The organism is Tsukamurella serpentis, from assembly GCF_054780975.1.
Map to the genome: position 1 here is coordinate 585218 of NZ_BAAGVH010000002.1, position 22791 is coordinate 608008.

23 protein-coding genes and 1 riboswitch are annotated in these 22791 nt (G+C 69.1%); of the genes, 8 read left to right on the forward strand and 15 right to left on the reverse strand.

Annotated features, from left to right (window positions below):
- Position 1: 1 nt before the first annotated feature.
- The 3 genes from ACYVHG_RS05185 to ACYVHG_RS05195 are packed head-to-tail and all read right to left on the reverse strand — an operon-like array spanning position 2 to position 2935.
- Complete coding sequence (locus tag ACYVHG_RS05185) at positions 2–1129, reverse strand: adenosine deaminase (RefSeq protein ID WP_461166351.1); 1128 nt, start codon at positions 1127–1129, stop codon at positions 2–4.
- 32 nt (positions 1130–1161) lie between these two features.
- Entirely contained in the window at positions 1162–2469 is a 1308-nt protein-coding gene (locus ACYVHG_RS05190) for a thymidine phosphorylase (RefSeq protein WP_461166352.1), read from the reverse strand.
- Positions 2470–2488: 19 nt separating this feature from the next.
- Positions 2489–2935 carry a cytidine deaminase gene (locus ACYVHG_RS05195; RefSeq protein ID WP_461166353.1) on the reverse strand — a complete coding sequence of 149 codons (447 nt, stop codon included), beginning with the start codon at positions 2933–2935 and terminating at the stop codon, positions 2489–2491.
- A gap of 242 nt (positions 2936–3177) precedes the next feature.
- On the opposite strand from ACYVHG_RS05195, the gene sdhC reads away from it, so the two are divergent.
- Genes sdhC through ACYVHG_RS05215 form a run of 4 tightly spaced genes read left to right on the forward strand, consistent with a single transcriptional unit; the run spans position 3178 to position 6616 of the window.
- Positions 3178–3588, forward strand: coding sequence for a succinate dehydrogenase, cytochrome b556 subunit (gene sdhC / locus ACYVHG_RS05200; RefSeq protein WP_461166354.1), 411 nt, complete (start codon positions 3178–3180; stop codon positions 3586–3588).
- 13 nt (positions 3589–3601) lie between these two features.
- Positions 3602–4069: a succinate dehydrogenase hydrophobic membrane anchor subunit gene (locus ACYVHG_RS05205; RefSeq protein ID WP_461166355.1), complete on the forward strand. Its 468-nt coding sequence runs from the start codon at positions 3602–3604 to the stop codon at positions 4067–4069.
- Between the two features lie 25 nt (positions 4070–4094).
- The gene (gene sdhA, locus ACYVHG_RS05210) at positions 4095–5846 is read left to right on the forward strand and encodes a succinate dehydrogenase flavoprotein subunit (protein WP_461166356.1); all 1752 of its coding nucleotides are present in this window, start codon (positions 4095–4097) and stop codon (positions 5844–5846) included.
- A complete protein-coding gene (locus ACYVHG_RS05215) occupies positions 5846–6616 on the forward strand; it encodes a succinate dehydrogenase iron-sulfur subunit (RefSeq protein ID WP_461166357.1) in 771 nt (256 codons plus the stop codon). The genes sdhA and ACYVHG_RS05215 overlap by 1 nt, the downstream gene beginning before the upstream one ends.
- Positions 6617–6701: 85 nt before the next feature.
- On the opposite strand, the gene ACYVHG_RS05220 is transcribed toward ACYVHG_RS05215, so the two are convergent.
- Positions 6702–7694 carry a DUF2867 domain-containing protein gene (locus tag ACYVHG_RS05220; protein WP_461166358.1) on the reverse strand — a complete coding sequence of 331 codons (993 nt, stop codon included), beginning with the start codon at positions 7692–7694 and terminating at the stop codon, positions 6702–6704.
- A 52-nt stretch (positions 7695–7746) separates the two neighbouring features.
- Here ACYVHG_RS05220 and ACYVHG_RS05225 point away from each other — a divergent pair, with 52 nt between their 5' ends.
- The gene (locus ACYVHG_RS05225) at positions 7747–8319 is read left to right on the forward strand and encodes a TetR/AcrR family transcriptional regulator (RefSeq protein WP_461166359.1); all 573 of its coding nucleotides are present in this window, start codon (positions 7747–7749) and stop codon (positions 8317–8319) included.
- Here ACYVHG_RS05225 and ACYVHG_RS05230 read toward each other — a convergent pair whose 3' ends face one another.
- Both ACYVHG_RS05230 and ACYVHG_RS05235 read right to left on the reverse strand, forming a co-directional pair.
- Positions 8320–9867, reverse strand: a complete 1548-nt coding sequence (locus tag ACYVHG_RS05230) for a DHA2 family efflux MFS transporter permease subunit (RefSeq protein ID WP_461166360.1) — start codon at positions 9865–9867, stop codon at positions 8320–8322.
- 4 nt (positions 9868–9871) lie between these two features.
- Complete coding sequence (locus ACYVHG_RS05235; protein ID WP_461166361.1) at positions 9872–10750, reverse strand: sucrase ferredoxin; 879 nt, start codon at positions 10748–10750, stop codon at positions 9872–9874.
- Positions 10751–10782: 32 nt separating this feature from the next.
- Here ACYVHG_RS05235 and ACYVHG_RS05240 point away from each other — a divergent pair, with 32 nt between their 5' ends.
- Together ACYVHG_RS05240 and ACYVHG_RS05245 are read left to right on the forward strand one after the other, a co-directional pair.
- Positions 10783–12162 (forward strand): D-alanyl-D-alanine carboxypeptidase family protein, encoded by a 1380-nt coding sequence (locus ACYVHG_RS05240; protein ID WP_461166362.1) that lies wholly within the window; start codon positions 10783–10785, stop codon positions 12160–12162.
- A gap of 1 nt (position 12163) precedes the next feature.
- Positions 12164–13654, forward strand: a complete 1491-nt coding sequence (locus ACYVHG_RS05245; protein WP_461166363.1) for an APC family permease — start codon at positions 12164–12166, stop codon at positions 13652–13654.
- Positions 13655–13658: 4 nt separating this feature from the next.
- On the opposite strand, the gene ACYVHG_RS05250 is transcribed toward ACYVHG_RS05245, so the two are convergent.
- The 6 genes from ACYVHG_RS05250 to ACYVHG_RS05275 all read right to left on the reverse strand — a co-directional run bounded on the left by ACYVHG_RS05250 (position 13659) and on the right by ACYVHG_RS05275 (position 18619).
- The gene (locus ACYVHG_RS05250) at positions 13659–14657 is read right to left on the reverse strand and encodes a YhjD/YihY/BrkB family envelope integrity protein (protein WP_461166364.1); all 999 of its coding nucleotides are present in this window, start codon (positions 14655–14657) and stop codon (positions 13659–13661) included.
- A 29-nt stretch (positions 14658–14686) separates the two neighbouring features.
- Entirely contained in the window at positions 14687–15712 is a 1026-nt protein-coding gene (gene trpS / locus ACYVHG_RS05255; RefSeq protein WP_461166365.1) for a tryptophan--tRNA ligase, read from the reverse strand.
- Between the two features lie 61 nt (positions 15713–15773).
- Positions 15774–16580, reverse strand: coding sequence for an exodeoxyribonuclease III (locus tag ACYVHG_RS05260; RefSeq protein ID WP_461166366.1), 807 nt, complete (start codon positions 16578–16580; stop codon positions 15774–15776).
- Complete coding sequence (locus tag ACYVHG_RS05265; protein WP_461166367.1) at positions 16577–17005, reverse strand: barstar family protein; 429 nt, start codon at positions 17003–17005, stop codon at positions 16577–16579. The genes ACYVHG_RS05260 and ACYVHG_RS05265 overlap by 4 nt, the downstream gene beginning before the upstream one ends.
- Entirely contained in the window at positions 17002–17463 is a 462-nt protein-coding gene (locus ACYVHG_RS05270; RefSeq protein WP_461166368.1) for a guanyl-specific ribonuclease, read from the reverse strand. The genes ACYVHG_RS05265 and ACYVHG_RS05270 overlap by 4 nt, the downstream gene beginning before the upstream one ends.
- A 10-nt stretch (positions 17464–17473) precedes the next feature.
- Positions 17474–18619, reverse strand: coding sequence for an MFS transporter (locus ACYVHG_RS05275; RefSeq protein ID WP_461166927.1), 1146 nt, complete (start codon positions 18617–18619; stop codon positions 17474–17476).
- Between the two features lie 127 nt (positions 18620–18746).
- Positions 18747–18862, forward strand: a riboswitch (SAM riboswitch).
- Between the two features lie 9 nt (positions 18863–18871).
- On the opposite strand from ACYVHG_RS05275, the gene metX reads away from it, so the two are divergent.
- Positions 18872–20020, forward strand: coding sequence for a homoserine O-acetyltransferase MetX (metX, locus tag ACYVHG_RS05280; RefSeq protein ID WP_461166369.1), 1149 nt, complete (start codon positions 18872–18874; stop codon positions 20018–20020).
- Positions 20021–20026: 6 nt separating this feature from the next.
- Here the strand turns inward: metX and ACYVHG_RS05285 are convergent, their stop codons facing one another.
- The 3 genes from ACYVHG_RS05285 to ACYVHG_RS05295 form a co-directional block, all read right to left on the reverse strand.
- Positions 20027–21448, reverse strand: a complete 1422-nt coding sequence (locus ACYVHG_RS05285; RefSeq protein WP_461166370.1) for a hypothetical protein — start codon at positions 21446–21448, stop codon at positions 20027–20029.
- Between the two features lie 115 nt (positions 21449–21563).
- Positions 21564–21878 (reverse strand): DUF3017 domain-containing protein, encoded by a 315-nt coding sequence (locus ACYVHG_RS05290; protein WP_461166371.1) that lies wholly within the window; start codon positions 21876–21878, stop codon positions 21564–21566.
- A complete protein-coding gene (locus ACYVHG_RS05295; RefSeq protein ID WP_461166372.1) occupies positions 21878–22744 on the reverse strand; it encodes a bifunctional methylenetetrahydrofolate dehydrogenase/methenyltetrahydrofolate cyclohydrolase in 867 nt (288 codons plus the stop codon). The genes ACYVHG_RS05290 and ACYVHG_RS05295 overlap by 1 nt, the downstream gene beginning before the upstream one ends.
- Positions 22745–22791: the final 47 nt, after the last annotated feature.

Below are 22791 nucleotides of genomic sequence, written 5' to 3' on the forward strand. Positions count from 1 at the left end.
ACTAGCCGATCAGCACCGCGTAGCCGGGCTTGATCACGTCGTCGATGATCGCCAGCCGCTCGTCGAAGGGTAGGAACGCGGACTTCATCGCATTGATGGTGAACCGCTGCAGATCCGCCCAGCCGAAGCCGAAGGTCTCCACCAGCGCGAGCATCTCCTGACTCATCGAGGTACCGCTCATCAGCCGGTTGTCGGTGTTGACGGTGACCCGGAAACGCAACTGCGCGAGCAGGTTGAACGGATGCTCCTGCATCGAGGCGACCGCGCCGGTCTGCACGTTCGAGCTGGGGCACAGTTCCAGCGGGATCCGGGCGTCGCGCACCCGCGCGGCCACCGGGCCCAGCTCGGCGCCGGAGAAGTCGGTGGCGCCGGGGCCGACGCCCTCGGGCAGGGTGATGTCGTCGACGATCCGCACACCGTGGCCGAGCCGGTCGCAGCCGCAGAAGGCCAGCGCCTCGTGGATCGACGGCAGTCCGAAGGCCTCGCCGGCGTGGATGGTGAACGGCGCGGAATGATCGCGCATGTACTCGAAGGCGTCGAGGTGGCGGCTGGGCGGGAACCCGGCCTCGGCACCGGCGATGTCGAAGCCGACGGCGCCGCGATCGCGCCAGCGCACGGTCAGCTCCGCGATCTCCCGGGAGCGGGCCGCGTGCCGCATCGCGGTCACCAGCGTGCGCACCACGATCGGATGCCCGGCCTCCCGCGCCGCGGTCTCCCCCGCGGCGAAACCGGCGAGCACCGCCTCCATCACCTCGTCGAGGGTCAGGCCCCGCTCGGTGTGCTGTTCGGGTGCGAAGCGCACCTCCGCGTAGACCACGCCGTCAGCGGCCAGATCCTCGGCGCACTCGCGGGCCACGCGGGCCAGCGCCTCGGACGTCTGCATCACACCGACGGTGTGCTCGAAGGTCTCCAGGTAGGTCACCAACGAGCCCGAGTCGGCGGCCTCACGGAACCACTGAGCCAGTTCCGGTTCGGTGGTGGCGGGCAGGTTCTGGTACCCGGTCTGCTCGGCCAGCTCGAGGACGGTGCGCGGGCGCAGGCCGCCGTCGAGATGGTCGTGCAGCAGCACCTTGGGGGCGCGCTTGAGCGACGCGAGATCGATGGGGGTCGGACCAATGGGATTCGCCATGGTCCAAACGCTACCGCCCGCCGGGGCTCGGATCAGGCACTCACCCGGCCGAGGATCAACGAGTCGCGCGGCTGCGGGTTCTCCCCGATGGTGGCGGCACCGTCGAGGGCGGCGAGCGCGGCGTCGAACTTCTCCGGGGTGTCGGTGTGCAGGGTGAACAACGGCTCCCCCGCGGTGACGCTGTCGCCGAGTCCGGCGTGCCAGGTGACACCCGCTCCGGCCTGCACCGGCTCGCCCTGCCGTTCCCGGCCGGCGCCCAGGCGCCAGGCGGCGATGCCGACGCCCATGGCGTCGAGTCCGGTCAACACCCCGGAAGCGGCGGCGGGCACATCCAGGGTGTGCTGCGCGACCGGCAGCGGAGCGGCCGGGTCACCGCCCTGGGCGGCGATCATCGCGTTCCAGCTGTCCATGGCGCTGCCGTCGGCGAGGTGCTCTGCGGGGTCGGCGTCCACCCCGGCCAGGGTGAGCATCTCGCGGGCCAGCGCCAGGGTCAGCTCCACCACGTCGGACGGTCCGCCGCCGGACAAGACCTCGAGCGATTCGGCGACCTCGAGGGCGTTGCCGGCGCTGCGTCCGAGCGGGGTGGACATGTCGGTGAGCAGGGCGACGGTGTTCACGCCGGAATCGTGACCGAGCGCGACCATCGTCTCGGCGAGCTCGCGGGCCTGCTGCTCGGTCTTCATGAAGGCGCCCTTGCCGACCTTGACATCGAGCACCAGGGACGCGGTGCCCTCGGCGATCTTCTTACTCATGATGGAGCTGGCGATCAGCGGGATGGATTCGACGGTGCTGGTCACATCGCGCAGCGCGTAGAGCTTCTTGTCCGCCGGCGCCAGGCCCGATCCGGCGGCGCAGATCACCCCGCCCACCCGTTCCAGCTGGTCGAACATCTCGGCGTTGGTGAGGTCCGCACGCCAGCCGCGGATCGCCTCCAGCTTGTCCAGGGTGCCGCCGGTGTGGCCGAGGCCGCGTCCGGAGAGCTGCGGGACGGCCACGCCGTAGGAGGCGACCAGTGGGGTGAGCGGCAGGGTGATCTTGTCGCCGACACCGCCGGTGGAGTGCTTGTCGGTGGTGGCCAGGGATCGGCCGTCACGGCGCAGGCCCGAGAAGTCCATCCGCTCACCGGTCCCGATCATCGCGGCGGTCCAGCGGGCGATCTCGCGGCGGTCCATGCCGTTGAGGTAGATGGCCATGGCCAGCGCGGCCATCTGGTAGTCGGCCACTGCACCGGTGGTGAAGTTGTCGATCATCCAGTCGATCTGGCCGTCGGTGAGGGCCTTGCCGTCGCGCTTGGCGGCGATCACGGACACCGCATCGAACACTTCGGTCTGTGCAGTCATGACTACATCCAATCAGTCATCAGCTGTGGTGTGCGGGGTGGTCTTCGGGGGTGGCCTGCGGGGCGGTCTGCGCGACCTCGTCGAGGTCTGCCGGACCGAAGGCATCGGGCAGCAACCGGGACAGCGGGACGGGGCCGTCCCGGTGGTCGATCAGCAATTCGCCGCCGCCGTGTTCGTAGAGCAGCTGGCGGCATCGTCCGCAGGGCATCAGGATGTCACCGTTGGCATTGGTGCACGTGAATGCGAGCAGCCGGCCACCGCCGGTGGAATGCAGCGCTGAGACGAGTCCGCATTCGGCGCAGAGGGTCAGCCCATATGAGACATTCTCCACATTGCATCCGGACACTATTCGTCCGACGTCCACGAGCGCCGCGGCTCCCACCGGGTACTTCGAATACGGCGCGTAGGCCCGGTTCATGGCCTCGACGGCGGTGCGCCGCAACGCCTCCCAGTCGATCTCGGGCAAGGTCGATCACTCCCTCCAGCGTCACTGCTGATTCCAGGTCAATTTCGGCGAGGCAAACCTAACTAATTCGCTACGGCCGCAAGGGATCGGGACCGTGGTTTCGATTCCACATTCCCCTGGGTTTAAGGTCAAGGCGTGGGTTCAGGTACTCGTCGGGACAGGCGTCGTCGAGCGGGCTCAATGTCCCGTCTCGGTCTCCCGTGTCCCGCCGCGTCCATCAACGATGTCGAAGGCAGGGCTCGATGAGCAGTACGACCGAGGTGGCGGCCGCCGAGGAGCCGCGCCGCGTCTCCCTCTACAAGGGTGACCCGGGAATGTTGAACTGGGTGCTGCACCGCATCAGCGGCGTCACCATCTTCTTCTTCCTGTTCGTCCACGTGCTCGACACCGCGGTGATCCGCATCGATCCCGAGGCCTACGACGCGATCATCAAGACGTACAAGACGCCATTGATCGGCCTGCTCGAGATCGGCCTGGTCATGGCCATTCTGTTCCACGGACTCAACGGCGTCCGAGTGATCCTCGTCGACTTCTGGAGCAAGGGCGTCCAGTACCAGAAGGCGATGTCGATCGTGGTGTGGTCGGTGTTCCTCGTCACCGGCGCCGCGATGGCCGCGCGTCTGCTCTACATCATGATCTCGCACGCAGGCTAGGGGGACGAAGGACATGACTACCGCGAACGAACCCAAGCTCGCCCGGACGCTGCTCAAGCAGTACGACCGCCCGGCCTCGCTCGACAACCCGCGCTCCCCGCACCGTCCGGCCTCCGGCAACTTCGAGAAGTACGCCTGGCTGTTCATGCGCTTCTCCGGGGTGGCGCTCCTGGTGCTGGTGTTCGGCCACGTGTTCATCATGCTCGCGCTCGACAGTCAGGGCGTGCACCGGATCAGCGCCGCCTTCGTCGCGCAGCGCTGGGCCAGCCCGTTCTGGCAGGTCTGGGACATCACGATGCTCTGGCTCGCCCAGCTCCACGGCGGCAACGGGATGCGCGTGATCATCGACGACTACGCCCGCAAGGACCGCACGCGGTTCTGGCTCAAGACCCTGCTCGTGCTGTCGATGATCCTCGTGATCGGCCTCGGCTCGTACGCGCTGCTCACGTTCGAACCGGCCTCCGTGCCCACCGCCCAGTAGCGGCCAGGAAGGACTCACCCGCATCATGCAGGAACATCGTTACGACGTGGTGATCATCGGCGCCGGTGGCGCCGGTATGCGCGCGGCCATCGAGGCCGGCCCCCGGGCCCGCACCGCGGTGCTCACGAAGCTGTACCCCACTCGCTCCCACACCGGCGCGGCGCAGGGCGGCATGTGCGCCTCCCTGGCCAATGTCGAGGAGGACAACTGGGAGTGGCACACGTTCGACACGGTCAAGGGCGGCGACTACATCGTCGACCAGGACGCCGCGGAGATCATGGCCAAGGAGGCCATCGACGCCGTCCTCGACCTGGAGAAGATGGGCCTGCCCTTCAACCGCACCCCGGAGGGCAAGATCGATCAGCGCCGCTTCGGCGGTCACACCCGCGATCACGGCAAGGCCCCGGTCCGCCGGGCGTGCTACGCCGCCGATCGCACCGGCCACATGATCCTGCAGACGCTGTACCAGAACTGCGTCAAGCACGATGTGGAGTTCTTCAACGAGTTCTACGTCCTGGACATCTCACTGACCGAGACCGAGAACGGCCCGGTCGCCACCGGAGCGGTCGCCTATGAGCTCGCGACCGGTGAGATCCACGTCTTCCACGCCAAGGCGATCGTCTTCGCCACCGGCGGCTCCGGGCGGATGTACAAGGTGACCTCCAATGCCCACACCCTCACCGGTGACGGCATGGGCATCATCTTCCGCAAGGGCCTGCCGCTCGAGGACATGGAGTTCCACCAGTTCCATCCGACGGGCCTCGCGGGTCTGGGCATCCTGATCACCGAGGGCGTGCGCGGTGAGGGTGGCATCCTCCGCAACGTCGACGGCGAGCGATTCATGGAGCGCTACGCCCCCACCATCAAGGACCTCGCTCCGCGCGACATCGTCGCGCGGTCGATGGTGCTCGAGGTGCTCGAGGGTCGCGGCGCCGGCCCGAACAAGGATTACGTCCTCCTCGATGTCACGCACATCCCGGAGGAGACACTGATGGCGAAGCTGCCGGACATCATGGAGTTCTCCCGCACCTACCTGGGTGTGGACCCGGTGACCGAGCTGGTGCCGGTGTACCCCACCTGCCACTACGTGATGGGCGGCATCCCCACCAACATCCACGGTGAGGTGCTGCGCGACAACGACAACGTGGTTCCCGGCCTGTACGCCGCCGGGGAGTGCGCGTGCGTGTCGGTGCACGGCGCCAACCGCCTGGGCACCAACTCGCTGCTGGACATCAACGTCTTCGGACGCCGCGCCGGTATCGCCGCCGCCGAGTACGCACAGAAGCACGATTTCGTGCCGCTCCCCGAGAACCCGGCCGAGCTGGTCGAGAACTGGGTCGCGGCGATGCTCAGCGATCACGGCAACGAGAACGTCATGACGATCCGCACCGAGCTGCAGCAGACCATGAACGACAACGCCGCGGTGTTCCGGACCGAGGAGACTCTGACCCGGGCATTGCAGGACGTGCGAGCGCTCAAGAAGCGGTACGAGCACGTCACCGTGACCGACAAGGGCAAGCGCTTCAACAGCGACCTGCTCGAGGCCATCGAGCTGGGCTTCCTGCTGGAGCTGGCCGAGGTCACCGTCGTCGGTGCACTCAACCGCACGGAGACCCGCGGCGGCCACGCCCGCGAGGACTACCCGGACCGTGACGACGAGAACTTCATGGTGCACACCATGGCGTACAAGGAGGGCGAGGGCCTGGCTGCCGAGATCCGTCTGGACACCAAGCCCGTCGTGCAGACCCGCTACGAGCCGATGGAGCGTAAGTACTGATGACCGCCACCGCTGAACACACGTCGTCGTCCGTGCAGCCCCCGGTGCCGCCCGGCTCGACCATGGTCACGATCAAGGTCTACCGGTTCGATCCGGAGAACCCGGACGCGGCCGGCTGGCAGAGCTACAAGGTGCCCGCGCTCCCCTCGGACCGGTTCCTGAACCTGCTGCTGTACATCAAGGGCTACCTGGACGGCACCCTCACCTTCCGCCGCTCGTGCGCCCACGGCGTGTGCGGCTCGGACGCCATGCGGATCAACGGCGTCAACCGCCTCGCCTGCAAGATGCTGATGAAGGACTTCCTGCACGGCGACAAGGACATCACCATCACGGTCGAGCCGATCCGCGGGTTGCCCGTGGAGAAGGACCTCGTCGTCGATATGGAACCCTTCTTCGACGCCTTCCGCGCGGTGAAGCCGTACCTGATCACCTCGGGTAACGAGCCGACCCGTGAGCGCATCCAATCCGCCACCGATCGCGAGCGCTTCGACGACACCACCAAGTGCATCCTGTGCGCCTGCTGCACCACCAGCTGCCCGGTGTACTGGATGGACGGCTCGTACTTCGGGCCGGCCGCGATCGTGAACGCGCACCGCTTCATCTTCGACAGCCGTGATGAGGGCGCCGCCGAGCGCCTGGAGATCCTCAACGGAGTCGACGGTGTCTGGCGCTGCCGCACCACATTCAACTGCACCGACGCGTGCCCCCGCGGCATCCAGGTGACCAAGGCCATCCAGGAGGTCAAGCGCGCCCTCCTGTTCAGCCGCTAGTCCCGCACTGCAGCCGAGAACGCCCCGGACCTCACTCGAGGTCCGGGGCGTTCGACTCGTTCGGGGACTTCCTCGACAAGTGCGGTCATCGGTCCCGACGATCGTTGGTACCGATGACCGCACTTCGGCGATGACTGCTGTGCGCGCGGCGCAGCATCGCCCGGATCACCGACGGATGCACCCTCCGAACCACCGCCAGATAGGCGCTGCCCTTGGCGTTCGAAGGCGCCGCGACCGTCGAGACGGTCACGGAGCCGCCGGACACCAGGACGGAGGCACGAAAGCGCAGATGCGCCGCGTCCTCTCCGAGTAGCACCTCGGACTCCGTGCGGTCGAGGGTCGCGAACGATTCCGCAGTGCCCTTGTCGATCCCGAGCATTTCAGCCACCGCCTGCCGCACCGATAACGCGACCCGAACCCATGCAGGCGGATCACGGAAGACGGAGTCCGCCCAGTGCTGCGGATCGCGGGAATGACCTCGCCACAGCGGCACCTGGAAGGCGTCCACCAGCGCCCCCGGTACCCGCGCCCAGTCATCACGCTCGCGGTGCGCGAGTTCGGCATCGACCGGGATCGGCACCGCACGCACCCGCACCCGTTCCACCGTGCGGAGTACACGTACCCGGAGCGTCCAGCGCGCCGGGCGTGCCACCACTCGCGTCGCGACCCGTTCAGCGTTGTCGAGCAGGTCTTCGAGCACCGCGTCGTGCAAGGGCTCGATGTACACGCGCCACACGAACCACATCCAGCTGGAGGCGCGGATCTCGAGCACGTGACGGATCAGCGTCCCCTCACTGCCCTTCGGTACGACGCTGATCTCGTGGAAACCGTCGACTCCCGGCATCGAGTGGAACCGGAAGCGGATGCGGTCGGGTCGTGCCCGGTCGACTCGATACCGGATCGAGCCGTGACCCCCGTCAGCTCCCTCGACAGCGGGACCGTCCAGCAGCATCGGCTCCCAGGAGGGCGAAGGCCACAGGAGATCATCGGGACCGCCCAGCCGCCTCAGGAGTGGCGCGACCGTTCCCACAGGTGCATCGATCACCCGCTCGTGGATGTTGTGGACTCGAACAATCACCAGAAACCCTCCGTACGGTACCGTATGGTATTCCATACGGTACCGTACAGAAGTGGATGGATCCAGACCTCGACGGCGACTCACAGCGGACGATTGGACCGACGCCGCTCTCGCTGCGATCGCGGAGGGCGGTCTCGCAGCCGCAGCGGTAGAACCGCTCGCGAAGCGACTCGGCGCGACCAAGGGCAGCTTCTACTGGCACTTCACCGACCGCCGGGACCTGCTGGATCGCACGATGCAGGCGTGGGAGACTGTCCACACCGACGCGGTCATCGCGGCCACCAGCACCGCACCCGACGCGCCCGAACAGATCGCAGACCTGTTGCAGGTGGTCTTCAGCAGCGTCGGCGACCCATTGGAGTCGGCGCTACTGGCCGCCGTCGACGATCCGAGCGTCGGCGCTGCGGTTGCCCGAGTCACCGAGCGCCGGGTCGACCACGTCGCGGGGCTGTACGGCGCCGCCGGCCTGGACGCCGCTGCGGCCCGGAGCTCCGCCGTCGCCGCCGTCGCGTTGTACCTGGGCTACGCCCAGCTCTCCGCGGCAGCCCCAGCCACCCTGCCCTCGCGTAGCGAATGGCCGTCCCACATCGCATTCATCGCCGCGCTCCTAGCGCCCCGCCGGTGACTACCGCTGATGCGTGGGCGCCACGAAGAACTGCACCAGCACGAAGGCGATGACGAGCGCCGCAGCGGGTAGCAGGATCGATGTCCCCATGGCATCGGCGAACGGGCCACGCAGGAAGTCCGGCAGCCCACCAGTGGCCATCGCGGAGCCACCGCCCTGCTGGTGCTCCGTCGCTGCACCCACCTTCTCCGCGATCTGGTGCTGCATGAAGACACCGATCGAGGCGCTGCCCAGGACCGCACCCACCTGGCGGGTCATGTTGTAAACCCCCGAGCCCGCACCCGCGAGCCGCATCGGCAGGTTCCGGTTCGCGGAGGCCGCGAGCGGACCCCAGATGAACGCGTTCGCCACGCCCATCAACGCGATCGGGGCGAGGATCCCGATCACCGGGGTGGTGTTGTGCGCGACCGAGGCCAACCAGAACAGAGCCGCCGCATTGGCGGCGAATCCGAATCCGGTGAGGTACCGCGGGTGCGTTCTGTCGGCCAGCTTGCCGGCCGGTGCGGCGAGTGCGCCGGAGAGCACAGCCAGCGGGATCAACAGCAGCGCCGACCTGGTGGGCGTCAGGCCCATCGACTTCTGTGCGAACAGCATCAGCGGGATCGACATTCCGGTCACCGAGAATCCCATGCAGGCGATCGCCGCGTTCGCGATGGAGAAATTGCGATCCCGGAACAGTGTCAACGACATCAGCGGTTCAGCGGCCTTCGACTGCCACCACACGAAGATCGCCAGCAGCACCAGCCCGCCGCCGATCATCGCCCAGATCTCACCGGACCAGTCCTGCTGCTGCCCCTCCTGCAGCCCGAAGGTGATCAGGAACAGGCCCACCGCACTGAACGCGATACCGGGCAGGTCCAGCTTGTGCTTGTGGGTGGGCAGGTTCGGCACCAGGATCACCGCTGCGATGAACGCCACGATCCCCACCGGCACGTTGACGAAGAACACCCATTCCCAGCCGAGCCGGTCCACGAGCACTCCGCCGGCCAGCGGTCCGACCAGGATCGCCACACCTGCCACCGAACCCCACAGCGCCATCGCGGTTCCCCGCTTGTTCTGCGGGAAGGTGCGCGTGATCACGGCCATCGTCTGCGGTGTCATCAGCGCCGCACCCAGCCCTTGCACCACCCGTGCGGCGATCAGCATGCCGATCGACCCGGACAACCCGCACCAGGCCGACGACACGGTGAAGATCGTCAGGCCCACCAGGTACAGGCGCTTCGGGCCGAACATGTCGCCCAGCCGCCCGGCGAGCAGCAGTGGCACCACGTAGGCCAGCAAGTAGGCGCTGGTGACCCAGATGACGCCGCCGAGATCCTGCCCCTGGGTGAGCTCGATCCAGATCGCATCGGTGGCGACCGAGACGATCGTCGAATCGACCAGGATCATGAAGAAGCCCACGACCAGTGCCCACAGCGCAGGCCACGGGCGGTAGCCGGACGGCAACCCCGGCAGCGTGCCCGGATCGAAACGGGCCGTGCTCGAGGAGTCAGTGGTGGCGGACTCGCCTGCTACGACGGGCCGCCGCTGCGGGGTGTTCTGGGCCATGCGCTCAGTCTGGCACCGACGACTGACGATCCGGGTGCGGTCGGCGCAGGTGCACCCGCCACGCCTGACCGGGTGACGGCTTCTTCCCACACGACATGATCCGTGCCGGCAGTTCCTCGGCGGTCACCGTCATCGACCACGATCGCCCGTCCCGATGCGTGACGGTCACCGCGGCACCGTCGGAACGGGTGCTCAGGGCGTCCGGCGCCGCGGGCGGGATCTGCTCCCGGACCGCGACCTCGGCGGCCTGCTCAGCGGGCGGGATCGAGGACCTGCCGCGCAGACCGGCGGTGGAGACCAGTCCGTCCCGGGCGGCATCCAGTGCCGCTTTCGCCTGTTCCCCGGTGACCCGGCCGTAGGTGTACCCGGCGGGCAGCACGATCAGGACGGGCGCGAACCGGTGCCCGCCGGTGTGCGAGCACTCCCACACCACCGGGTCGGCGTAGCACCCGGCCAGCGACGCGGCGATCGGCCGGCCCAGCACCGCGCAGCACACGTCACGCTTACCGTTGGTGCACACCAGCGCGATCGGGGCGACCGGATCGCCCGCCGCAGGATCGTCGATCGGGAGGTCCGGGACCTGCGCGTAGTCGTCCACGGTGAACATCCGCAGCCCGGTGCGCCCGGGCACCGAATCGGCCACGAAGACCCGCATCCGCCCCCGGAAGCCGCCCGCCCGGCCGGGACGTCGGATCAACAGCACCCGCATCGCACGCTGCGCGGCGAACCGCTCGATGGCCGCGCCGACCTGTGCGGAGAAGGCCTCACCGCTGAACGGATCACGACCCCATCCGCCGTCGTGCTCGATGCACAGCCACCGGTTCTCGGTGGTCGCGGTTCCCGGGAGCGGCTCGTCCAGGAAACTCGAACAGCGCTCCGTCATCGTCCCACCGTATCCGACTAGCATGAGCCGCGATGATCGCGCGCACCCTCGTCACTGCAGCCCGGACGGCCATGGCCGCGGGCCTCCTCGGCATGCTCGCCGCACCTGCCGCAGCGACCCCGCCGCCACCGTCGCCTTCGCCCGGTCCGATCCCGGCCGTGCAGACCCTGGTGACCGATGCCTGTCCGCACAAGCGGAACACCCCGCCGCCGGTGGACGAGTCCGAGGTGCCACGTCCGGGGCAGAGCGCACCGGCCCCGCTGCCGGTGCCGAGCCCGCCGATCGGTGGCGAGAGGCTCGGCGGCTGCGGCCTGGTTCTTCCCGACGGTGCCCCTCCGGCCCCGCCCGGCATCGACTCCTCCGGGTGGCTGATCGCAGACATCACCGACGGCGTGGTGATCGCCGCCAAGGACCCGCACGGCCGGTACCGTCCGGCGAGCACCATCAAAATGCTCCTGGCGCAGGTGGCGCTGCGGGAATTGAAGCTGGACACGGTGGTCGAGGGCACAGCGGAGGACGCCGCCCAGGAGGGTGACGCGGCGGGAGTCGCTCCGGGCGGCCGGTACACCGTCGAGCAATTGCTCGAAGGTCTCCTGCTGATCTCGGGCAACGACGCCGCCCATGCCCTGTCCCGGCAACTCGGCGGCACCGAGAGCACGTTGAAGAAGATGAACCGGTTGGCGGTCTCCCTCGGCGCCCGCGACACTCGAGCAGTGACGCCGTCCGGCCTGGACGGCCCCGGGATGAGCTCCAGCCCTTACGATCTGGCATTGATCCTACGGGCGGCCCTGCAGGACAAGCGTTTCGTCGACATCGCCGCGAAGAAGCAGATCATCTTCCCCGGCCACCCACCGGTTCCGACCACACCGCCTTCGATACCGCCTGCCGGTCCCCTGCCCCTGGGTCAGAGCCCCCCGCCCGCACCGACCTCGGTGGCGCCCTACCCGATTCACAACGAGAACCGCCTGATGACCGAGTTCCCCGGTGCCGTGGCGGGCAAGAACGGTTACACAGACGACGCGAAGAAGACCTTCGCCGGCGCCGTGGACCGCGACGGCCACCGCTACCTGATCGTGCAGATGTTCGGGCTCTCACACACCGGGAACACCTACTGGGACCAGTACCGCCGGCTGCTCGACTACGGCATCGCCCTGCGCGGAAGGTCGGTCGGCACCCTGGTCGGTGCGAACGGAACGAACGGGACGGGTGTGGCGGCCGCCGACGGCGAGGCCGGACCCCGGCCCGACGGTGCGCAGTCGGGCGGAAAACCGTCGGGCGGCGAACAGTCGGCGGCGAGCAGCGGCGAATCGTCGTCCCTGGGCGACGGCACCCGGCTGCTGATCGGCCTCGGTGGCCTGGGCCTGATCGCCACCCTGGTGGGCGCGGCGATGCGCGCGAACCGGGGGCGCTGACGTGGTCGCCTCTCCCATCGCGGCGGTGCCCGACAAGGGATTGCGGCGCGGCAGCCTCGGCCTGGCCGGCAACATGGTGATCGGCCTGTCGTCGACCGCCCCTGCGTACAGTCTCGCCGCCACCCTCGGCGGCGTGGTCGGGCACGTGGAGGGCAAGGCACCGGCGATGTTCGTGATCGCCTTCGTCCCGATGCTGCTGGTGGCCTTGGCCTATCGGGAACTGGCGGCCGATACCCCCGACGCCGGGACCACGTTCACCTGGGGCGCGAAGGCCTTCGGCCCGTGGATCGGGTGGATGGGCGGCTGGGGACTGGCCGTCTCGGCGATCATCTGCCTGGCCAACGTCGCGGAGATCTCGGCGACGTACCTGTTGCGGTTCGCCGGCCTGCACGACCTCGCCGACGACCGGGCGGTGGTGGTGGGTTTCGGCTGCCTGCTGATCGTGGCGATGACCTGGGTCTCCTATCGCGGGATCGTGGTCTCCGAGCGGATGCAGACGGTACTGATGGGCGTGCAGTTCACGGTGCTGGCGGTCGCTGCTGCCGCAGCGCTGTGGGCGGTGTACACCGGAGCGGCTGGGCCGCAGGCCATCCGGCCGAGCTGGGACTGGCTCGACCCCACCGGACTCACCGCCTCGCAATTGGCCGGGGCGGTGATCCTGTGCATCTTCCTGTACTGGGGCTGGGACGCCTGCCTGGCCGTCGGCGAGGAGACCCGGGACTCGTCGAGCACTCCGGGCCGGGCGGCGGTACTGGCCACCGTGGTGTTGATGAGCACCTACGTGCTGGTGGCGATCGCGGTGCAGGCGTACTCCGGTTTCGGGGAGACCGGCCTGGGTCTGGGGAACACGGCCAACCACGACGACGTGCTGACGGTGCTCGGCGAGCCGGTCGGCGGCGCGGTGCTGTCCGGCCTACTGGTGCTGACGGTGGCGCTGTCCGCGCTGTCGTCCACCCAGTCGACGGTGCTTCCGACGGCCCGGGGGACACTCGCGATGGCGGTGTACCGGGCAGTGCCGGAGCGCTTCGCGCGGGTGCAGCCGCGGTATCTGACACCGTCTTTCGGCACGGTGATGATGGGGGTCTCGGCGTTGGTGTTCTACCTGACGCTGGCCCTGCTGAGCCGGAACACGCTGGCCGATTCGATCAGTTCACTGGGGCTGGCGGTGGCCTTCTACTACGCGATCACCGCGTTCGCGTGCGCATGGTACTTCCGGCGCACCGTGACAGCGTCGCTGCGCAATCTGTTCCTGCGCCTGATCTTCCCGGTGCTCGGCGGGGTCTCGATGCTGTGGGCGCTGGGGCAGAGCGCGGTCGACATGGTCTCACCGGACTACGGCGAGACGGTGATCGGCGGCATCGGGGGCGTCTTCGTGATCGGCGTGGGGATGCTGCTGCTCGGTGTTCCACTGATGATCGCCTGCGCGGCGACCCGGCCGGCGTTCTTCCGCGGTGAGTCGCTACCGCGCAGCGTTGCCGGCGAGGACGCCTGAGCGATCAGCGGCGACGGCGGATGAGCGCGCCCAGGCCGATACCGGCGACCAGGCCGGCTGCACCGGCGACGGCGGCGCGACCCGGATCGGCTTCGGGCCGGATCACCGGGGAGATGACCACCGGGTCCGGTGCCGCCGGAACCACGTAGCGCTGGTTGCGCGGGTCCGTCGCCGCCCAGGCCGTGGCGAACAGCAGCATCCGGGCGGTGAAGAAGATGAACAGCATGATGCCCAGGACCGGACCGAACGTGGCACCGGCGGGGCTGCGCAGCGTCGCGCCGATCACGAGGGTGGCGACCTGTGTGAACGCGGTGAACACCACGGCCATCAGCAGGCCGGCGCGCAGGGCGTTCCGCCAGGGGAAGCTCACTCGGGGCAGCCGGGCGATCACGAAGGTCCACAGCACCCAAGTGGCGAACACGGTGACCAGCATCGTCACGGCGGCGATCAGCAGGTGCAGCCCGGGAACGTGCTCGAGCCCCACCTTCTCGAGCAGGGTCTTGGTCAGCGGACTGCTCCCGACGGCGAGCAGCACCGAGCACACCACGATCGCCGCGAACAGGCCGATCAGGGCGGCGAGGTCACCGAGCTTGGTCTTGACGAAGTTCTGCTCGGGCGGCTCGCTGTCCCACATCTCGGTCAGCGCCACCCGCACGTTGCCGATCCAGCCGAGGCCGGCCCACAGGCCGCCGAGCAGGCCGATCAGGCCGACGGTGCCGCGGGACGCGATCGCCTGGTCGAGCAGCTGGTTGATCGTGGTGGCCATCTCCGGGTTCGACATCGCATCGGCGATCTGCTGCTTGACCTTGTCCAGCAGGTCCTGGTTGTTGACCAGGATGTAGCCGCCGATGGAGAAGGCCAGCATGGCCAGTGGGAACAGTGCGAACACACTGAAGTAGGTGATCCCGGCGCCGTAGTAGTCGCCCTTCTTGCTCTGGTAGCGGTCGGCCGCTTCCATCACGTGGTCGAACCAGGGCCACTTCTCGCGGTACTTGTCGAGCACTGGGGATCGTCCTCCTGCTGAGCGGTGCGCTAGGGCGCCAGGAACCCTACCCTGTCATAGACGTCGGCGAGCGTCCGAGAGGCGATCTCGCGGGCGCGGTCGCGGCCGGCGGCGAGGATCCTGTCCAGTTCAGCCCGGTCGTCGAGGTAGCCGTTGACCTTCTCCCGCAGCGGCGTCGCGAACTCCACGAGTACGTCGGCGACCTCACCCTTGAGGTCTCCGTACCCCTTGCCCTGGTACTTGGTCTCGAGGTCGGCGATCGCAGTGCCGGTGAGCGCGGATTCGATGGTGAGCAGGTTCGAGACCCCCGGCTTGGCGGCGCGATCGAAGCGGATCTCGCGTTCGGTGTCGGTGACGGCCGAGCGCACCCGCTTGGCGATCACCTTGGGATCGTCGAGGATGCTGATCAACCCGGCTTCCGACTCGGCCGACTTGCTCATCTTCGCGGTCGGATTCTGCAGGTCGTAGATCTTCGCGGTGTCGGAGACGATGTGCGCCTCGGGGACCACGAAGGTCTTCTTGAAGCGGGTGTTGAACCGCTGCGCGAGGGTCCGGGTGAGTTCCAGGTGCTGACGCTGGTCCTCACCGACCGGCACCAGTTGCGGGCGGTAGAGCAGGATGTCGGCGGCCATCAGGATGGGGTAGGTGAACAGGCCCACCGAGGAGCTGTCGGTGCCGTTCTTGGCGGACTTGTCCTTGAACTGGGTCATCCGGCTCGCCTCACCGAATCCGGTGAGGCAGCTGAGCACCCAGGTCAACTCGGCGTGCTCGGGCACCTGAGACTGCACGAAGATGGTCGACCGCTGCGGGTCCACCCCGAGGGCCAGCAACTGCGCGACCGCGAAGACGGTGCGCTCACGCAGAGCCTTCGGGTCGTGCTGGGTGGTGATGCCGTGCATGTTCGGAATGAAGTAGAAGGCGTCGAACTCGTCCTGCAACGCCACCCACTGCCGGACCGCACCCAGGTAGTTGCCGAGGTGGAACGAGTCCGACGTCGGCTGAATGCCCGACAGCACGCGCTGCCGCTGAACGGGGGTACTCGCGGTTCCGGTCACGGCTGACGAGTTTATCGACCCTCGCAACCGGTTCTCCCCCGGAGTCCGTTCGGGCGTGCGGTCAGGAGTACTCGACGGTGACCGGCGCGTGATCGGACCAGCGGAGGTTGTAGGCCTGCGCCCGCTCGACGTGGGCGCGAACCGCACGCCGGGCCAGCGCGTTGTTGGCGATCTGCAGGTCGATGCGCCAGCCGGCGTCGTTATCGAACGCCTTACCCCGCCAGGACCACCAGGCGTACGGACCGGGCACGCCCGGATGCAGTTCCCGGACGACGTCCTTGAACGCACGTCCGTCGCCGATCAGGCTGCTCATCCACGCGCGTTCCTCGGGCAGGAACCCCGAGTTCTTGACGTTGCCCTTCCAGTTCTTTATGTCCAGTTCGGTGTGCCCTATGTTCCAGTCGCCGCACACCACGACCTCGCGGCGACGCCGCCCGAGCGCGGTGAGGTACTCACCGAACTGCGCGCGGAATCGGTCCTTCTCGTCCTGCCGCTCGGTGCCCACGTCTCCCGAGGGCAGGTACAGCGAGGCCACGGTGAGGGTGCCGAAATCGGCTTCGAGGTACCGGCCGGAGGCGTCGAATTCGTCGCTGCCGAAACCGATCCGCACTGCATCGGGCTCGACGCGTGAGAGCACGGCGACACCGTTGCGCCCGGCGGTCGCGGACTCCGCGGCGGCCAGGTGCCAGCCCTGTTCCAGCGCCGGGGCCAGCGCTTTGAGGGTCTGCGCGTGAGTGGCGCGCACCTCCTGCAGTGCCACCACATCGGCATCGGTGCGCTCGAGCCAGGGCAGCATCCCGAGATTCTCCTCCGAGCGCTGCTTGACCGCGGCGCGGACGCCGTTGACGTTGATCGAGGTGACGATCACGCGAGCACCGTCACCGTCAGCCCGGCCTTCGACCAGCGCTCACGCACCACCGCGGCGTCTGCGGCGCCGGCGCCGAGCAGCAGGTGCACCTGCCGATCGGCGAGGACCGCGGCGAAGGTCGCCAGAGCGGCCGGTTCGTCGGTGAGCACCTGTTCGGCCTGGGCGACCGCGAGCACCACGTGTGCGGGACCGCCGAGCCACTGGAGGTCACCGAGACTGTCCGCGAGGGCGTCCCAGTTGTCACCGAAGTCCAGGGGGAACTGCAACGCGGCGGAGATCTCGTCGAGCAGCGCGGCTTTGCTGCGCATGCGACTGCCCCGGACCACGAACACCCGGGGTGCTGAGCCGGTCTTGAGGGCGTCGAGATCGGCGCCGGTCAGCGCGGCGCCGGCGCCACCGGAGAGGAACTGCTTCAGTGCTGTCATCGGATCCTCGTGAAGGTCTCGTAGTGGTCGAGGGTGAACCAGGCGCCACCGTCGGCGCCGGTGATGATGCGTTCGGCGTCCCGCCCGCGACCGGGCTTCTTGACGTTGACATCCCACTCGGTGTACTTCGCGGGCTTGCCCTTCGAGTCCTGTTCGGGCAGGCGTCCCTCGAAGTTGCCGAAGTTCCGGCCGCCCTGAGTGCCGGATCCGTCCTTCGGCGGCCAGGTGCCGGCATCGATCCGCGCCAGCGTCGCCGCGACCCGCTGCGGTACCTCCGCCCGGGTCGACGGCGGCGCCGCGGACGGGCCGCCGCGGGGTGAGGGCTTCGCCCCCGCCGAGGTGGCAGTGTTCTTCGCCGCGTTCTCGGCCGGGTTCGCCGGGGTCTCGGACTTCCCGCACGCCACCAGGCCGAGAACGGTGATCAGCGCGATCGCGCACAGCGCCAGGATCCTTCGCATGTCCCGCACCCTACCGAGATGCACCGACAGGTTCTCCGGCGCGTTTGGCCGCGGCCATCCCGAACAGGAATACCGCCAGGCCGGCTGCGGCGAGCGCGCTGCCCATCAGTGCGGGCGCGGTGTAGCCGGCACCGGCGGCGATCACCACACCGCCGAGGTAGGCGCCGAGCGCATTGGCGATGTTGAGCGCCGAGTGGTTCAGCGTTGCGGCCAGGGTCTGCGCCTGGCCGGCGACGTCCATCAGCCGGGTCTGCAGCGCGGGGACCAGTGCGGAGGCGGTGAGTCCGATGAGGAAGAACAGGGTCACCGCGGCGACCGGCTGCGGCGCGAACAGCGAGAACAGGGCCTGCAGCGCCACCAGGACCGCCAGCGTGCCGGCGATCGAGCGGGCCACCGAGCGATCGGCGGCACGCCCTCCGACGAAGTTGCCGACCACCATGCCCACGCCGTACACGGCGAGCACCACCGGCACCGAGGCGGCACTCAAGCCGGTCACCGAGGTGAGGGTGGTGGAGATGTAGGTGTACACCGCGAACATGCCGCCGAAGCCGATCACGCCGGTCAGCACCGCGAACCACACCTGTGGGCGGGCGAGCGCACCGAGTTCGGTGAGCGGGTTGGTCACCGGGATGTCCACGGCGGGCAGGAAGACCAGCAGCGCGGCCACCGTGAGCGCTCCGATCACCACCACCACGCCCATCCCGTACCGCCAGCCCAGCGAGCCGCCGAGCCAGGTGACCAGCGGAACCCCGACCACGTTCGCGACCGACAGTCCCATCAGGACCTGTCCGACGGCGCGCCCGCGCCCGGCCGGTCCGGCCAGGTGGGCTGCCACCAGCGCGGCGACACCGAAGAAGGCGCCGTGCGGCAGGCCGGCCAGGAACCGGGCCCCGACCAGCGTGCCGTAGCTCGGGGCCAGTACCGAGAGCGCGTTACCCACGGTGAACGCGATCATCAATGCGATCAGCAGCACCCGGCGTGGGACGCGGGCGAAGACCGCGGCGATCAGCGGTGCGCCGACCACCACGCCGAGGGCGTACGCCGAGATCACATGTCCGGCTGAGGGCTCACTGACGTTCAGATCGGAGGCGATGTCGGGGAGCAGTCCCATGGCCGCGAATTCGGTGGTGCCGATGCCGAAGCCACCGAGGGCCATGGCACCGACGGCGAGCGCGGTGCGGGTAGATGAGTCCACACGACCATGCAACACCGCCGGGACTTCCCCACTTCCCGCAACACCTGTGACCTCGTTCACCGGATTCGGTTCGGTTATGATGCGTCCAGGTCATGAGTGTCAGCGCGCAGCCCCGGCTTGCTGACCGGCAACCCTCCGCCGCGGTGGGGTGCCCCGGGTGATGACCGGGTTTCCCGGCGGAGCGCCGGGCGGCAAACGCGACGGAGAGGTTCAGTGACCATCAGCATCACCACAGGTCGATCCGCTCACAGCCGTTCGGGTGATTGGACCCGAGTACCCGATGGTGCGATGCAGGCGGTGTCGATCGGTGCACTCCCCCTCGAATCCGGCGCCGTCCTCGACGATGTGACGATCGCCTTCCAGCGGTGGGGCACTCCCAACGCCGCTGCCGACAACATCCTGTTGACTCTGCACGCGCTGACCGGTGACTCGCACGTCACCGGTCCCGCGGACGCCGAGCACGGCCAGGCCGGCTGGTGGGACGGATTGATCGGCCCGGGCGCCGTGGTCGACACCGACCAGTGGTGCGTCCTCTCGGCGAACGTGCTCGGTGGCTGCTCGGGTTCGACCGGGCCGGGGTCGATCGCCCCGGACGGCCGCGCCTACGGCTCCCGGTTCCCCACGATCACGGTGCGCGATCAGGTCGAGGCCGAGGTCGCGCTGCTGCGGATCCTGGGGGTGGAGGTCCTCGCCTCGGTGTTGGGCGGCTCGATGGGCGGTGCGCGCGCACTGGAGTGGGCGATCGGTCATCCGGACATGGTGCGCAGCGCTCTGGTCCTGGCGGTCGGCGCGCGTGCGAGCGCCGATCAGATCGGTACCCAGACCACTCAGATCGCAGCGATCACGGCGGACCCGAACTGGCGGGGCGGTGACTACTACGAGTCCTCCGCGGTACCCGAGGCCGGGCTGGGCGTGGCGCGGCGGATCGCGCACCTGACCTATCGCACTGAGATCGAGATGGACAGCCGTTTCGCCAATCACCCTCAGGGCGAGGAGAATCCGCGAGCCGGTGGACGGTACGCGGTCACCTCGTACCTCGAGCACCAGGCCGACAAATTGGTCGGCCGGTTCGACGCCGGCAGCTACGTGGTGCTCACCGAGGTGCTCAACCACCACGATGTGGGCCGCGGCCGCGGCGGCGTCGAAGCGGCACTGCGATCCTGCCCGGTGCCCACCGTGGTCGGCGGGATCGATTCGGACCGGTTGTACCCGCTGCGGCTGCAGCAGGAACTGGCGCAGTTGTTGCCCAACAGCGGTGATCTGGTGGTGGTGCACTCACGCGACGGCCACGACGGATTCCTCACCGAGATGGATGCGGTGGCGGACCTCCTCCGGCAGACGCTGGAGCTCGCGCGCCGCTGATCGGCCTTACCGCGCCGGTGCGGTCACCGTCGGCGAATCGACCGGCGGTGCCAGCGTAACGCCCTGCTGGGCGCCGGAGGCGGGACTGCCCGCGACCGGGGCCGCCGGCCTGGCCGGTTCTCCCGGGGCCAACTGGTCTCGGACGATCGGGCCACTGCCCGGCACCAATCCACCGCCCGAGGGCGACGCACCGGACGGCGACTGCGAACCGCTCGCGGGGCCGGTTGATCCACCGGGACCGCCCGGGCTCGACGATCCGCCCGAGGGCGGCGTCGACGACGCCGACGGGGCGCTCGTGGTGGGCTGCGAGGTCGGTGTCGACGGCGCCGGCGTCGTGGTCGGCGTGGTAGCCGTCGTGGTCGCCGGGGTGCGCACGGCGGTCGGATCCGCAGGCGGCGGGGCGAAGGTCGTCATGGTGGGGGTGACCTCGTGGCGCGGCGGAGCCACGGGCGGCGCCTCGACGGAGGTGCGCGGCGGTGCGAGCGTGGAGCTCAGGGTGAGCACTCGGGAGTAGGTGCTGGGCACGACGTTCTCGTCGACCAGTTCGCTGGTCGACGAGGCGGGCACCTGCTCGGTGCTCTCACCGGTGGGGCCGATGATCCCGGTGGCGTAGCTGGCCGCGAGCACAGCGGTGGTGAGCACGGCGAGCACCACCAGCGGCAGGACCGCGGAGGTCAACCTTGCACCGCCGGCTCCGAGCGCCCCGATACCGCTACTGACCAGCGATGCAGGTGCGGCGCCGCTGGCCTTGCGGTCCGCGGCGAGCAGCGCAGCGCCGGTCGCGGCGAGCGCCTCGGGCATGTCGAGCTCGACGGTCTCGGCGCCCGCGGAGCGGGCGACGTCGGCAACGGCGTCCCGGACGGCGGCGTGCTGCGCGCCGGCACCGATCAGCACGATCGCCCCGGGGGCTCGGTCGGCGCCCGCAACGGCACTGCGCACACCGTCCGCGACTGCTGCCGCGGTACCCGGGTGCAGCTCGGGTCCGTCGACGGTGACGGCACGGTCGGTCCGCTCCTCGGTGACGGCACCGTCGGCGACCGTGAGAATACGCATCCCACCTGCGCCGACGTCCACGATATCGGCGACCGGATAGCGGGCGATGGCGCCGCGTTCCTCCAGGGCGCGCAGGATGGCGTCGCGCTCACGCACCACGGCCGCACCGCGCACCGCGCCCCGGCTCCCCAGTCGCACCGAGAGCAGGTCGCGACGGGAGCGAACAGCCACCGCGGAGGCGGCGACCGGCCGCTCGTTATGGCTGGCGAGCAGGTCGAAGCCGGACGAGAGCATGTTGCCGCGGCGCCCGAAGCGGTACGGGCCGGGGTCGATCGTTCGGACCTGCTGGTCGACGACGCGACCGTCCTCGAAATCGAGCACCACGCAGTGCACCGGGCCGGGGCCCACGGAGGCACCGAAAGTCGAGACCGCCATGCGCACCTCCGATCGGGTCACTCATCGTGCCGTTATCACTTCACATCGTACCCGAATCCGAAACGTTACATACAGCGATCTGAACTCACGATTCGCGCTCTCGGAACGTCCGGCGTCATTTCGTACCGAGTGGGCTGATTCCCCAGGCGACGACCAGCAGGACGGTGGCCGCGACTGCGAGCACCGTCACATCGAACCAACGGCCCCGAACCCGCAACAGTCCCTGGCGGTGCTCCGGCAGCACGGCCCGCAGCACGGCCGCCAGGGCGGTTCCGGCACCGAAGACGTACAGGCCGCGCCGCCAGTACTCCAGACTCACCAGGACCATGCCGACGGCCAGGAGCGCCGCCACCGCCACGTAGCCGGCGTTGGCGAACACCGCCCGCACCAGGCGGGCCCGGCGCAACTGCTCGACGGCGGCCTCGGTCACTACGCCCGGTCCGCCTGCCCGGCGAGCCGTTCAGCGGCATCGATCACGTTGCCCAACAAGAAAGCCCGGGTCAGCGGTCCCACGCCGCCGGGGTTCGGCGACAGGTACCCGGCCACCTCGGAGACCCCCTCGGAGACATCGCCACGCAGCCCGTCGTCGGTGCGACTGACCCCCACGTCCAGCACGGCCGCACCGGGCTTGACCATGTCCGGGGTGATCAGGCCGGGCACACCGGCCGCGGCGATCACGATGTCGGCACGCCGCACCTCCGCCGCCAGGTCACGGGTTCCGGTGTGGCACAGGGTGACGGTGGCGTTCTCCGAGCGACGGGTGAGCAGCAGCCCGATCGGCCGCCCCACCGTGACGCCACGACCGACGACCACCACGTGCGCCCCGTCGATCTGCACCCCGAAGCGCCGCAAGAGGTGCAGGATGCCGTGCGGGGTGCACGGGAGGGGGCCGTCGGCGCCGAGCACCAGCCGGCCCAGGTTCGTCGGGTGCAGGCCGTCGGCGTCCTTCGACGGGTCGATCCGCTCCAGGATCGCGTTCTCGTCGATGTGCTTGGGCAGCGGCAGCTGCACGATGTAGCCGGTGCACGCCGGATCGGCGTTGAGCTCGTCGATCACCGCCTCCAGCTCGGCCGTGCTGACATCGCCGGGCAGGTCGCGACGGATGGACTCGAGGCCCACCTTCGCGCAGTCCGCGTGCTTGCCCTTGACGTAGGAGTGCGAGCCGGGGTCGTCGCCGACCAGCACCGTCGCCAGGCCGGGCACGATGCCTCGGGCACGCAGTGCGTTCACCCGCTCCCGGTAGCTCTCGAAGAGTTCGTCGCGAGTCGCTTTACCGTCCAGTACGAGGGCCGTCACGGCGACGAGTCTATCGGCACCGGGCGGCGGAACCACGCCCGCCACCC